Below are 11,882 nucleotides of genomic sequence, written 5' to 3'. Positions count from 1 at the left end.
ACGGCCGGTCAGTAACCGCGGTACTGCTGCCCGTTGTTGTACGGGTCCTGGTACGGCACGGGGGCGGGGCGGGGAGCCGCGGGGCGCATGGCCTCGTAGCCGGTGCCGGCCGCCATGGGGCGAGGCTGCTGTTGCTGCGGGCCCGGGTAGCCACGGGGTCCCGCGGCCTGCTGCGGGATGTAGCCGGTCGGAGCCTGGTGGAGCGGTGCGGGCTGCTGGGCCTGCGGGTAGCCGTAGGCCTGCTGGGAGGGCCCGGCGGGCAACGCGGGAAGAGCCGACGGCAGCGCGGGCAGGTGGCTGCTCGTGTCGTACGCGGAGGGGACCCGGATGGGGGCGATCTGAGGGGTGCCCCGTTCGGCGACGAGGGAGTCGTAGATCGGGGTGTCCGGGAAGGACGGCGCGGAGTAGTAACCGCCGCCATAGGTGGAGCGGGGGGAGGTCATGGCACATAAGTTAAGCCCACGATGTGCTGGTTGGGGAGACCGATAAGAGGGTTGTTTTCCACGTCGGCAGTGACGTGGGATCCCCAATGGGAGCGAATTCGGCAAAAAAGGACGCCAAACGGGGTTGAGATCGTGTAAAGGTCCAGTTCCTGGGGGGTTACCGGCGGTCGGCGCCGGGGCTTCCGGCCCGGATCATGGGCGTTCGCGGCCGGGGGGATTAGGTTGGCCCGGACGGATCCGGAGTCGGCCGGGTCTACCGCACTGTCCCGGGTGGCGCGGTGCGAAGACGTCGATGGGGGCGTACATGTCAATGTCCAAGGGGTCGAACGTGGCCGTGCCGACGGCCGCGCTCCGTGTCGAACTGGGCCGGCGTTCCGGTCCCGGCGTGCCCGACGCCGACGCGTCGGCACTGCTGCTGGTGTCCGGAAAGGTCCGCTCGGACGACGACTTCGTCTTCTACAACCAGCCGCAGCACGCCTCCGGTGCGGTCCGCCACGAGGGCAGGGGCGAGGCGGGCGGTCAGGCGACCGACACGCTCCTCGTCGACCTCGCGCGCGTGGAGCCCGCCATCGAGACCATCGTCCTGGCCGCTTCCACGGACGGCGGCACGTTCGGACAGATCCCGGGCCTGTACATCCGTGTGCTCGACGCCCGGCAGGGCACCGAGATCGCCCGTTTCGACAGTGCCGCCACCGTCGAGACCGCCTTCGTGCTCGGCGAGTTCTACCGCCGCCAGGGCGCCTGGAAGTTCCGTGCCGTCGGCCAGGGCTACGAGAGCGGACTCGAAGGGCTCGCCACGGACTACGGCATCACCGTGGACGAACCCCGGCAGGCGGCGCCCCCGGCCGCGCCCGGTCGCGCCGGCGGCCCGCCCCCGACGGCGCCGCCCGTCTCCGCGCGCCCGCCGGCCGGGCCCCCGCCCCTCGCACCGCCCGTCACCGTGCCGCCGCCCGCAACGACTCCGCCGCCCGCACCTCCCACGCCGCCGGTCCGGCTCACCAAGGTCACGCTCACCAAGGAATCCCCGTCGGTCTCGCTCAGCAAGCAGGGCGGCACGTCCGGTGCCATGCGGGTGAACCTCAACTGGGAGGTGCGCAAGCAGTTCTCGGGGTGGGCCGGCAAGCTCGGCCGGGCCGTCGCGATGCACTCGGACCTCGACCTCGACCTGTGCGCCCTGTACGAACTGACGGACGGCCGCAAGGGTGTCGTGCAGGCACTCGGCAACGCCTTCGGGTCGCTGCACCAGCCCCCGTACATCCATCTCGACGGCGACGACCGCACCGGTGCCGCGACGAGCGGCGAGAATCTTTCCATCAACCTCGACCACAAGCAGAGCATCCGGCGCATCCTCATCTTCGTCACCATCTACGAGGGCGCGCGCTCCTTCGCCGACCTGCACGCCACCGTCACCCTCCAGCCGCTGAACGGCGCGCCGATCGACTTCTCGCTCGACGAGTGCACGGTGCCCTCGACCGTCTGCGCCCTCGCGCTGATCACCAGCGACCGCGGCGACCTCGTCGTCCAGCGCGAGGCCCGCTACCTGATCCCCGAGCGCGGCGTCAGCCCGCAGCGCACCGTCGACCACGCCTACGGGTGGGGCATGAACTGGACCCCCGGCAGGAAGTGAGCCGTCAGCTCTCGTCGAGGGCCGCGGTGTCCGGACGTGCGTAGGTGCGGCCCTTCCAGGCCGCACCGCGCCCCCGGTAGTGCTGCACGGCGGAGTCGACCGTCATGAGGAGATAGAGGAACGCGGTCGCCGGCAGCAGCGGAGCGAGCCACAGCGGCAGGCGGTAGTAGCGCAGCATCGGCAGGTACGTCGCCGTCATCACCAGCCAGGCGAGCCCGCCCGCGAGCGCCGCTCCCGCACTCCGCCCCGCCAGTCCGGCCACGAGCGTGACGGGCGGCGCCAGGTACACCAGCGCCAGACCCAGGACCGTGCCCAGCAGCAGCGGCGGGCTGTGCCGCAGCTGGGCGTACGCGCTGCGGGAGACCATGCGCCACAGGTCGTGCAGCCGTGGGTAGGGGCGCACGCTGTCCACCCGCTCGGCGAGCCCCAGCCAGATGTGGCCCCCGCTGTTCTTGACCGCTCTCGCCAGCGCCACGTCGTCGATGACGGCGTGCCGGATCGCCTCGGGGATCCGCGCCCGCTCGGCGGCGTCGGTGCGCAGCAGGACGCAGCCGCCCGCCGCTGCCGCCGTCCGCGAGCCGCGCACCCCGATCCGGCGGAACGGGTAGAGCTGGGCGAAGAAGTAGACGAAGGCGGGCACCACGAGCCGCTCCCACCTGCTGTCCACACGCAGCCGGGCCATCAGGGAGACGAGGTCGAAGCCGCCCGTGCGCGCCGCCGCCACCAGCTCCCTGAGGCTGTCCGGCGCGTGCGCGATGTCGGCGTCCGTCAGCAGCAGATATTCGGGGGTACGCGCGCGTGCGAGTCCGATTCCGTGCCGTACGGCCCACAGTTTGCCCGTCCAGCCGGCGGGGGGCTCGCCGGGGGAGTCCACGGTGAGCGGCAGCCCGCCGTGACGACGGGACAGCTCCCGGGCCAGCTCCCCGGTGCCGTCCGTACTGCCGTCGTCCACCAGGAAGATCTCGGCCCGCCCCGGGTAGTCCTGCGCCAGCAGCGACGGAAGACTGTCCGGCAGCACCGCGGCCTCGTCCCGCGCGGGGACGACGACGCACACGGACGGCCAGTCGTCCGGCTCCCGGCGCGGCGGGAGCCGTACGTCCGTGCGCCAGAAGAAGCCCTGGCAGAGCAGCAGCCACAGCCAGGCGGCGAGTGATCCCACGGCAGTCCACACAACGGCGCTCACCCGGCGAAGTCTGCCCCACCCCGCCGGCCCGCCGAGGCCCATCGTCTATGGTGACCGGGTGAAGATCGCGCTCATGGACTCCGGAATCGGCCTGCTCGCCGCGGCCACCGCGGTACGCCGTCTGCGGCCCGACGCCGATCTCGTCCTCTCCTCGGACCCCGGCAGCATGCCCTGGGGGCCCCGGACGCCGGAGGACGTCACCGCGCGCGCGCTCGCGGTCGCCGAAGCGGCCGCCCGGCTCGATCCCGCCGCGCTGATCGTCGCCTGCAACACCGCCTCCGTGCGTGCCCTGCCCGCCCTGCGCGCCCGCCTGGAGCCCGAGGTGCCCGTGATCGGCACGGTCCCGGCGATCAAGCCGGCCGCGGCGGGTGGCGGACCCGTGGCGATCTGGGCCACGCCCGCCACCACCGGCAGCCCCTACCAGCGGAACCTCATCCGCGAGTTCGCCGCCGGGGTGCGGGTCACCGAGGTGCCCTGCCCCGGGCTCGCCGACGCCGTGGAGCACGGGGACCAGGCGGCCGTCGACGCGGCGATCGCGGCGGCCGCGGCCCGCACCCCCGGCGACGTGACCACCGTCGTCCTGGGCTGCACCCATTACGAGCTGGTCGCCGAGCGGATCCGCGAGGCCGTCCAGCAGCCCGGTCTTCCGCCGCTCGTGCTGCACGGTTCGGCCGGTGCGGTGGCCGCCCAGGCACTGCGCAGGATCGGCGCGTCCCCCGCGCCGGACGCACCCGCCACCGGCTCCCTCACGGTGCTGCTCGGCGGACGCGAGGGCGCCCTGCCCGCGGCCGCCCTCGCGTACGAGGAAGGCCGCCTCCTGCAGACGGTCAGCCCCGCCCGCTGACCGGAAACCCCCGGCGGCACCTCGCGGAGCGGGCCGCCCGGCCGGAGCAGTCACAGTCCGCCACCAGGTACCCGCGCTGCGAAACCTGAGTAGTCTCATAGGCATGAGGGACCACCCCCACGGCGAGAACGCCCCCCACCCGAAGGTCTGGACGGGACGCGCGAGGAACCGCGTCCAGTGGCTGCCGGCCCTCGGCGGTGCCGCCTGCATGGCGCTCGGTATCGAGCTGGCCGTCGACTCCGCATGGACCTCGGACAGCGCGCCGCTCGTGATGTCCGTCGTCGGATGCATCGCGACGGGACTGCTGATCCTCTTCGGCACACTGGCCTTCGTGCACGTGGCCGTGACCGTCGACAAGGACTGCCTGGAAGTGCGCTGCGGCCACATCGGTCTGCCCCGCCGCCGCATCCCGTTGGCGCACGTGGTCGGGGCGGACTTCGCGCCCCAGGTCACCCCGCGCCAGTGGGGCGGCTGGGGCTACCGCTGGCGGCCCGAGAAGGGGACGGGAGTGATCGTCCGGCGCGGCGAGGGCGTGGTCCTGCGCCTCGGCGACGGTCACACGTTCACGATCACGGTCGACAACGCGGAGGCGGCGGTACGGATCATCCGCGACCACCTGCGTCCGGGTACGGGGACACCCGCAGCGCCCTGACGGACACCCGGCGCGGCTCGCCGTGCCGGTGGCGGCGCCCGGGTCGGCAGGGGAAGCCGCAGGACCCGGTCGGGACCGCCGGGACACCTGCCTCTTCCGGGGGTGCTTCCTCGCCGTGCGGGCGCGCCGGGTCCGTCCCGGGCGGGCAGGGCCGACCGTGCTGTCGGTGCCCAGGTCACGCGCCGTAGACTCGCCGGGTGACCGCGACCGCAACCTCCGTGGACGAGCCGGAGCAGCTCGGACCCCAGGCCCCGCCCGTCTCCCGCGGTGCCGGACGGGTGCGGCGGCTCGTTCCGTGCGCCGCCGCGGCACTCTCCGGCCTCCTGCTCTACGTCAGTTTTCCGCCCCGCACGCTGTGGTGGCTCGCGCTGCCGGCCTTCGCCGTCTTCGCCTGGTCCCTGCGCGGGCGCACCTGGAAGACGGCTCTCGGCCTCGGCTACCTCTTCGGCCTCGGATTCCTGCTGCCGCTGCTGGTGTGGACCGGCGTGGAGGTCGGCCCCGGCCCGTGGGTGGCGCTCGTCGTCGTCGAGGCGGTGTTCGTCGCGCTCGTCGGCGCGGGCATCGCGGCGGTCTCCCGGCTGCCCGCGTGGCCCTTGTGGGCGGCGGCTCTGTGGACGGCGGGTGAGGCGGCACGCGCGCGTGCGCCGTTCGGCGGCTTCCCCTGGGGCAAGGTCGCCTTCGGCCAGGCGGACGGTGTCTTCCTTCCCCTGGCCGCCGTGGGCGGGACTCCCGTGCTCGGTTTCGCGGTCGTGCTCTGCGGCTTCGGTCTCCATGAGGCCGTCCGCCTGGCCGTCGAGGGCCGCCGCGCCGGTGCCGTAAGGCGCGGGGCCGCCGTGGTGGCCCTGCTGAGCGTGGCCGTGCCCCTCGTGAGCGCGCTCGCCGCGCGTTCCCTGGTGAGCGACAGGGCGGAGGACGGCACGGCGACCGTGGCGGTGATCCAGGGCAACGTGCCGCGGGCGGGACTCGACTTCAACGCCCAGCGGCGCGCCGTTCTCGACCACCACGTCAAGGAGACCGAGCGCCTGGCCGCCGAGGTGACGGCGGGCAGGGCCGCCCGGCCCGACTTCGTGCTGTGGCCGGAGAACTCCTCGGACATCGACCCGTTCACCAACCCGGACGCGCGCGCCGTGATCAACGGCGCGGCCCGGGCGATCGGCGCCCCGATCTCGGTGGGCGGCGTCGTCGAGCGCGACGGCAGGCTCTACAACGAGCAGATCCTCTGGGACCCGGACGAGGGCCCCGTCGACCGCTACGACAAACGACAGGTGCAGCCCTTCGGCGAGTACCTCCCGATGCGCTCCCTCCTCGGTGCCGTCAACGAGAACTGGACGTCCATGGTGCGCCAGGACTTCAGCCGCGGCAGCGAACCGGGCGTTTTCACCATGGCGGGCACCCGGGTCGGTCTCGCCACCTGCTACGAGGCCGCCTTCGACTGGGCGGTGCGCGACACGGTCACCCACGGCGCCCGGATGATCTCGGTGCCCAGCAACAACGCCACCTTCGACCGCAGCGAGATGACCTACCAGCAGCTGGCCATGTCCCGCGTGCGCGCGGTGGAGCACAGCCGCACCGTCACGGTGCCCGTGACCAGCGGAGTCAGTGCCGTGATCATGCCGGACGGGCACATCACCCGGCGGACCGGGATGTTCGTCGCCGACTCCCTGGTCCAGAAGGTGCCGCTGCGCTCCTCCGAGACCCCCGCGACCCGCCTCGGGATCCTCCCCGAGATGGTCATCGTGGCGCTCGCGCTCGGCGGACTCGGCGCATCGGGCGCCTCGGCGGTCCGTGCCCGGCGCGGCGACGATGCCCGGGCCCGCGTCTGACGGCGGGCAGCGCGGGCGGGGGAACGGGGCCGTTAGGGTCGCTCCATGGCCACTCCCGACTTCATCCGCACGATCCGCGCCTCCGCGGGCCACCAGCTGCTCTGGCTCCCCGGGGTCACCGCCATCGTCCTCGACGACGACGGCAGAGTGCTGCTGGGGCGCCGCACCGACACCCGCAAGTGGTCGGTGATCGGTGGCATCCCGGATCCGGGTGAGCAGCCCGCGGCCTGTGCCGTGCGGGAGGTCTTCGAGGAGACGGCCGTGCGCTGCGTCGTCGAACGCGTCGTGCTCGTCCAGGCCCTGGAACCGGTCACGTACGCCAACGGCGACACCTGCCAGTACATGGACATCACGTTCCGGTGCCGGGCCGTCGGCGGCGAGGCCCGGGTCAACGACGACGAGTCGCTCGAGGTCGGCTGGTTCGGCATGGACGCCCTGCCGGAGCTCAACGAGTTCGGACGGTTCCGGATCAAGCAGGCACTGTCCGATGCACCCACGTGGTTCGACCCCATGAACTGAGCGCGAAGTATGGGTGGTGACCATATCGGGACGGGTGCGGGGGCTGCCTAGGGTCGAGACATGACCGCGCCCAGTGCCCTTCCGGGTCTCCCCGCCCCGCCTCTCGACCTCGGCGGCCGCACCGCCCTCGTCACCGGTGCCGCGAGCGGCATCGGCCGTGCCTGCGCGCTGCGGCTCGCCGTCGCGGGCGCCAAGGTGAGAGCGGTCGACCGGGACGCCGCGGGCCTGGACTCGCTCACCGAGCAGGGGCGGGGACTGCCCGGCACCGTCGAGTCGCACGTCCTCGACCTGACCGACCTGGACGCGGCGGAACTCGTCGCCGCGGGCACCGACGTCCTGGTGAACAACGCGGGACTGCAACTCGTCCGCCCCCTGGAGGAGTTCCCGCCGGACGTCTTCCACACCGTGCTGACCGTGATGCTGGAGGCCCCGTTCCGGCTCATCCGCGGAGCACTGCCGCACATGTACGGGCAGGGGTGGGGCCGGATCGTCAACGTGTCCTCGGTGCACGGCCTGCGGGCCTCGGCCTACAAGTCGGCGTACGTGTCCGCCAAGCACGGCCTCGAAGGACTGTCGAAGACCGCCGCCCTGGAAGGCGCCCCCCATGGAGTCACCTCCAACTGTGTGAGCCCGGCCTATGTGCGCACCCCACTGGTCGAGAAGCAGCTCGCCGACCAGTCCCGGGCGCACGGGATCCCCGAGGAACGGGTGCTCACCGAGATCCTGCTGCGGGACAGCGCCGTCAAGCGGCTCATCGAACCCGAGGAGGTCGCCGAGGCCGTCGCGTACCTGTGCAGCCCGCATGCGTCCTGTGTCACCGGCACCTCCCTCGCGCTGGACGGCGGCTGGACCGCCCACTGATGGACCCCCGGCCGAGTTGTCCACAGGGCTGGCGGCGCCGGCCCGCCGACAGGTAATCCTGTGAGCATGTCCCGCGATCACGTGCAGTCCGCCGAGCGCTCCGCAGCCGGCGCCGAGGCGCCCTTCCTGGAGCTGCTGGCCCGCGGCGCGTCCGCCGACGCGTACGAGCAGCCGGTCCTGCTGGCCCGCGCCGAGGGCCGGCCCGCCGAGCGCGTCGCCGCGCTCGAGCAGGCGAAGCTGCTGGCGCTGCGCGTGCGCTCGGAGATGGAAGGGCGGCGCCGCCGCGAGGCGGAGCTCTCCGCGCTCTTCGAGACCGCACACGACCTGGCGGGACTGCGCGACCTCGACGCCGTCCTGCAGGCCATCGTCCAGCGCGCCCGGTCGCTGCTGGGCACGGACGTGGCGTACCTCAGCCTGAACGACCCGGTCAGGGGCGACACCTACATGCGGGTCACCGAGGGTTCGGTGGCCGCGCGCTTCCAGCAGTTGCGGCTCGGCATGGGGGAGGGACTGGGCGGACTCGTCGCGCAGACCGCCCGCCCGTACGTCACCGACGACTACTTCGCGGACGACCGCTTCCAGCACACGCACACCATCGACACGGGGGTGCGGGACGAGGGGCTGGTCGCGATCCTCGGCGTGCCGCTGATGATCGGGCACCACGTCATCGGGGTGCTGTTCGCCGCCGACCGGCGCGCCCGTGTCTTCGAGCGGGAGCAGATCGCCCTGCTCGGTTCCTTCGCCGCCCTGGCCGCGGCCGCCATCGACACCGCGAACCTGCTCACCGAGACCCGCTCGGCCCTCGACCGGCTGGGCCGGGCCAACGAGATCATCCAGGACCGCAGCGCGGTGATCGAGCGTGCCTCGGACGTCCACGACCGCCTCGCCGAGCTCGTGCTGCGCGGCGGCGGGGTCCATGACGTGGCCGCCGCGGTGTCCGAAGTCCTGGACGGCACAGTGGAGTTCACCGAGGACGGCACCACCACCGACGCGGCCCTGGAAGCGTCGCGTGCGGAGGGGCACGCCGTGCGCCGCGGCGGCGACTGGATCGCCGCCGTGACGGCCGGGGGAGAGCTTCTGGGCGCCCTGGTGCTGCGCGGCCAGCCCGGCCTCGACCCCGTCGACCAGCGCACCCTGGAGCGCGCCGCGATGGTCACCTCCCTGCTGCTCCTCGCCAGACGCTCGGCCGCCGAGGCCGAACAGCGCGTGCGGGGCGAGCTGCTGGACGACCTGCTCGACTCCCGCGACCGGGACCCCCGTCTGCTGCGCGACCGCGCCGCCCGGCTCCACGCCGACCTCGACGCCCGCCACGTGGTGCTCGCCGCCCGGCTCGACGGCCCGGCGGCCGACGCCGACCAGGAAGCCGCCGCCCGCCGGCGCCTGTGGTCCGCCGCCTCGCATCTGGCAGGCACCCGGCGCGGGCTCGCCGCCGCACGGGACGGCGGCACCGTCCTGCTGCTGCCCCTCGACCCAGGCGACGCGGCGACGGACCTGGCCCGTCGCACCGCCGGACACCTCGGCAAGGCCGTCCACGAGGCCGTCACCGTGGGCGCCTCGCCCCCCGTGCAGGACCTCGCGACCCGCCCCGACGCCGTGGCCGCGGCGTACGCGGAGGCGCTGCGGTCCCTCGAAGCCCTCCGGCTGCTCGGTCGCGCCGGGGACGGTGCGGCCGCCGAGGACTTCGGGTTCCTGGGACTGCTGCTCGCCGGGGACCGCGACATCACCGGGTTCGTCGAGCGCACCATCGGGAGGGTCGTGGCGTACGACGAGCGGCGCGGCACCGACCTGGTGCGGACCGTCGACGCGTACTTCGCGTGCGGCATGAGTCCGGCGCGCACCAAGGACGAGCTGCACGTCCACGTGAACACGGTGGCGCAGCGACTGGAGCGCGTGGGGCGGCTGCTCGGGGACGACTGGCAGCGCCCGGCCCGGGCGCTGGAGATCCAACTCGCCCTGCGCCTGCACCGGTTGTCGGCTGCGGCACGGCAATGACCCTCGTACGCGTCGGCGTACGAGGGTCAGTGGCGCGTTCCCGGGTCAGACGGCCCGTACGTCCGCCGGCGCCGCCGCCGGGGCGGGCTCCGCGTCGGACGGGGTGTCCATGTCGGTCAGGTCCCGGTGCCTGGTCTCCTTGGCGACGCCCACCGCGATCAGTGTGAGGACGACCGCCGCGATCACGTACAGCGCGATCGGAGTCGAGTCGTCGTACTCGGCCAGCAGGGCGGTCGCGATGAGCGGGGCGGGCGCGCCGGCCGCGACGGAGGCGAACTGGGCACCGATGGACGCGCCCGAGTAGCGCATCCGGGTCGCGAACATCTCCGAGAAGAAGGCCGCCTGGGGCGCGTACATCGCCCCGTGCAGCACCAGGCCGACGGTCACCGCGAGGATGAGGCTGCCGAAGCCGCCGGTGTCGATCAGGCGGAAGAACGGGAACATCCACAGCCCGACTCCGGCCGCGCCCAGCAGGTAGACGGGACGGCGGCCGACGCGGTCCGAGAGGGCGCCCCAGGCGGGGATGACGGCGAAGTGCACGGCGGACGCGATGAGCACCGCGTTGAGCGCCGTCTGCCTGGAGACACCGGCGGACGTGGTGGCGTACACCAGGATGAAGGCGGTGATCACGTAGTAGCTGATGTTCTCCGCCATGCGCGCGCCCATCGCCACCAGCACGTCGCGCCAGTGGTGGCGCAGGACGGAGACCAGCGGCATCTTCTCGGGTTCCGCGGCCGGGGCGCCGGCAGCCTCCGCCGCCTCGCGGGCCTGCGCCTGCGCCAACGCCTCCTTGAACACGGGGGATTCGTCGACAGACAGCCGAATCCACAGACCGACGACGACCAGCACGCCGGAGAGCAGGAACGGGATGCGCCAGCCCCAGGAGCCGAAGGCGTCGTCCGACAGCGTGGCGGTCAGCAGCGAGAGCACTCCGGTCGCCAGGAGCTGTCCGGCGGGCGCTCCCGTCTGCGGCCAGGAGGCCCAGAAGCCGCGCCGTTTCGCGTCCCCGTGCTCCGACACCAGCAGGACGGCGCCGCCCCATTCGCCGCCGAGCGCGAAGCCCTGGACCAGGCGCAGGGTGGTCAACAGCACCGGAGCGGCGACGCCGATGGTGCCGTACGTGGGCAGCAGGCCTATCGCGAAGGTCGCTCCGCCCATCAGCAGCAGGCTCAGCACCAGCAGCTTCTTGCGGCCCAGGCGGTCGCCGTAGTGTCCGAAGACGAGGGCGCCGACCGGGCGGGCCGCGAACCCGACGGCATAGGTCAGGAACGAGAGCAGGGTTCCCACGAGCGGTTCGGAGTTGGGGAAGAAGAGCTTGTTGAAGACGAGCGCGGCGGCCGATCCGTAGAGGAAGAAGTCGTACCACTCGATGGTGGTGCCGATGAGACTCGCGGCGACGATGCGCTTGAGGCTGGACGGGGCTGGCGGAGCGGTCGCGGGGGAGGACATCGGCACCACTTCCTGGCGTTCGACGGGGACGATTGCGTGTCGCCACACCGTAGAAACGCGCAGAGCAGAGGCGTATGTGGTGGGACACCATAGTTCTCCGCCTGAGAGTGCGCACGCTCCCCATGTCTGCGGTGCGGGGGTCCCGGTGATGGCCTCGGTCAGGTCGCCGAGGAACGTGTGAACGCGGCGGCCACGGCATCTCCGAGCTGAGCCAGGAAGTCCCTGGGGTGGCGGCCAACGCCGGAGGCTTCGGAGGCGACGGGCATGCTGCTCTCCCGGGTCCGCCGGTCGAGCACCGCGTACCGGCACGCCGTATCGACGGTCATCGACCACATCGAGAGCTACGTCCTTCGATAACCGCCCGCATCCGGTTTCGGGCCGCCCTGTCTCGCGAGGGGCTCCACCCGCGCCGGGGACGTCCGCGGGGTGAGCCTCGTCGCATCGGGGCGGGCGAGGCTTGCTATGCAACGAGTTGCATAGCAAGATCGG

The 11,882-nt window shown here is 73.0% G+C and carries 11 protein-coding genes; 7 read left to right on the top strand and 4 right to left on the bottom strand.

Annotated elements, in window-relative coordinates; translation table 11 throughout:
* Positions 1–8: 8 nt before the first annotated feature.
* Complete coding sequence (locus AC069T_RS02680) at positions 9–443, bottom strand: DUF6643 family protein (protein WP_476750968.1); 435 nt, start codon at positions 441–443, stop codon at positions 9–11.
* Positions 444–747: 304 nt separating this feature from the next.
* Between AC069T_RS02680 and AC069T_RS02675 the strand changes: the two genes are divergently transcribed.
* Positions 748–2,070, top strand: a complete 1,323-nt coding sequence (locus tag AC069T_RS02675) for a TerD family protein (protein ID WP_478780967.1) — start codon at positions 748–750, stop codon at positions 2,068–2,070.
* Positions 2,071–2,074: 4 nt separating this feature from the next.
* On the opposite strand, the gene AC069T_RS02670 is transcribed toward AC069T_RS02675, so the two are convergent.
* The gene (locus AC069T_RS02670; protein WP_478780966.1) at positions 2,075–3,295 is read right to left on the bottom strand and encodes a glycosyltransferase; all 1,221 of its coding nucleotides are present in this window, start codon (positions 3,293–3,295) and stop codon (positions 2,075–2,077) included.
* A gap of 16 nt (positions 3,296–3,311) precedes the next feature.
* Between AC069T_RS02670 and AC069T_RS02665 the strand changes: the two genes are divergently transcribed.
* The 6 genes from AC069T_RS02665 (at position 3,312) to AC069T_RS02640 (ending at position 9,944) form a co-directional block, all read left to right on the top strand.
* On the top strand, positions 3,312–4,097 hold the full coding sequence (locus tag AC069T_RS02665) for a glutamate racemase (protein ID WP_478780965.1): 786 nt from the start codon (positions 3,312–3,314) through the stop codon (positions 4,095–4,097).
* Positions 4,098–4,200: 103 nt separating this feature from the next.
* Positions 4,201–4,749, top strand: a complete 549-nt coding sequence (locus AC069T_RS02660; RefSeq protein WP_478780964.1) for a hypothetical protein — start codon at positions 4,201–4,203, stop codon at positions 4,747–4,749.
* A gap of 197 nt (positions 4,750–4,946) precedes the next feature.
* Positions 4,947–6,572 carry an apolipoprotein N-acyltransferase gene (gene lnt / locus AC069T_RS02655; protein WP_478780963.1) on the top strand — a complete coding sequence of 542 codons (1,626 nt, stop codon included), beginning with the start codon at positions 4,947–4,949 and terminating at the stop codon, positions 6,570–6,572.
* A gap of 45 nt (positions 6,573–6,617) precedes the next feature.
* Positions 6,618–7,091, top strand: a complete 474-nt coding sequence (locus tag AC069T_RS02650; RefSeq protein WP_358852173.1) for an NUDIX hydrolase — start codon at positions 6,618–6,620, stop codon at positions 7,089–7,091.
* Between the two features lie 60 nt (positions 7,092–7,151).
* The gene (locus AC069T_RS02645; protein ID WP_478780962.1) at positions 7,152–7,952 is read left to right on the top strand and encodes a 3-hydroxybutyrate dehydrogenase; all 801 of its coding nucleotides are present in this window, start codon (positions 7,152–7,154) and stop codon (positions 7,950–7,952) included.
* A 66-nt stretch (positions 7,953–8,018) separates the two neighbouring features.
* Positions 8,019–9,944, top strand: coding sequence for a helix-turn-helix domain-containing protein (locus AC069T_RS02640; RefSeq protein WP_478780961.1), 1,926 nt, complete (start codon positions 8,019–8,021; stop codon positions 9,942–9,944).
* 45 nt (positions 9,945–9,989) lie between these two features.
* Here the strand turns inward: AC069T_RS02640 and AC069T_RS02635 are convergent, their stop codons facing one another.
* Together AC069T_RS02635 and AC069T_RS02630 are read right to left on the bottom strand one after the other, a co-directional pair.
* Positions 9,990–11,393, bottom strand: coding sequence for an MFS transporter (locus tag AC069T_RS02635; protein ID WP_478780960.1), 1,404 nt, complete (start codon positions 11,391–11,393; stop codon positions 9,990–9,992).
* Positions 11,394–11,551: 158 nt separating this feature from the next.
* A complete protein-coding gene (locus AC069T_RS02630; protein ID WP_478780959.1) occupies positions 11,552–11,719 on the bottom strand; it encodes a hypothetical protein in 168 nt (55 codons plus the stop codon).
* Positions 11,720–11,882 lie beyond the last annotated feature (163 nt).

It is taken from the genome of Streptomyces sp. NPDC043867 (genome assembly GCF_056435845.1).
This window is presented reverse-complemented; position numbering and strand designations above follow the sequence as displayed.

Bases quoted from the DNA above. Each gene is read 5' to 3' on its own strand.
- AC069T_RS02680 (WP_476750968.1), bottom strand. From the start codon at position 443: ATGACCTCCCCCCGCTCCACCTATGGCGGCGGTTACTACTCCGCGCCG.
- AC069T_RS02675 (WP_478780967.1), top strand. From the start codon at position 748: ATGTCAATGTCCAAGGGGTCGAACGTGGCCGTGCCGACGGCCGCGCTC.
- AC069T_RS02670 (WP_478780966.1), bottom strand. From the start codon at position 3,295: ATGGGCCTCGGCGGGCCGGCGGGGTGGGGCAGACTTCGCCGGGTGAGC.
- AC069T_RS02660 (WP_478780964.1), top strand. From the start codon at position 4,201: ATGAGGGACCACCCCCACGGCGAGAACGCCCCCCACCCGAAGGTCTGG.
- AC069T_RS02650 (WP_358852173.1), top strand. From the start codon at position 6,618: ATGGCCACTCCCGACTTCATCCGCACGATCCGCGCCTCCGCGGGCCAC.
- AC069T_RS02645 (WP_478780962.1), top strand. From the start codon at position 7,152: ATGACCGCGCCCAGTGCCCTTCCGGGTCTCCCCGCCCCGCCTCTCGAC.
- AC069T_RS02640 (WP_478780961.1), top strand. From the start codon at position 8,019: ATGTCCCGCGATCACGTGCAGTCCGCCGAGCGCTCCGCAGCCGGCGCC.
- AC069T_RS02635 (WP_478780960.1), bottom strand. From the start codon at position 11,393: ATGTCCTCCCCCGCGACCGCTCCGCCAGCCCCGTCCAGCCTCAAGCGC.
- AC069T_RS02630 (WP_478780959.1), bottom strand. From the start codon at position 11,719: ATGACCGTCGATACGGCGTGCCGGTACGCGGTGCTCGACCGGCGGACC.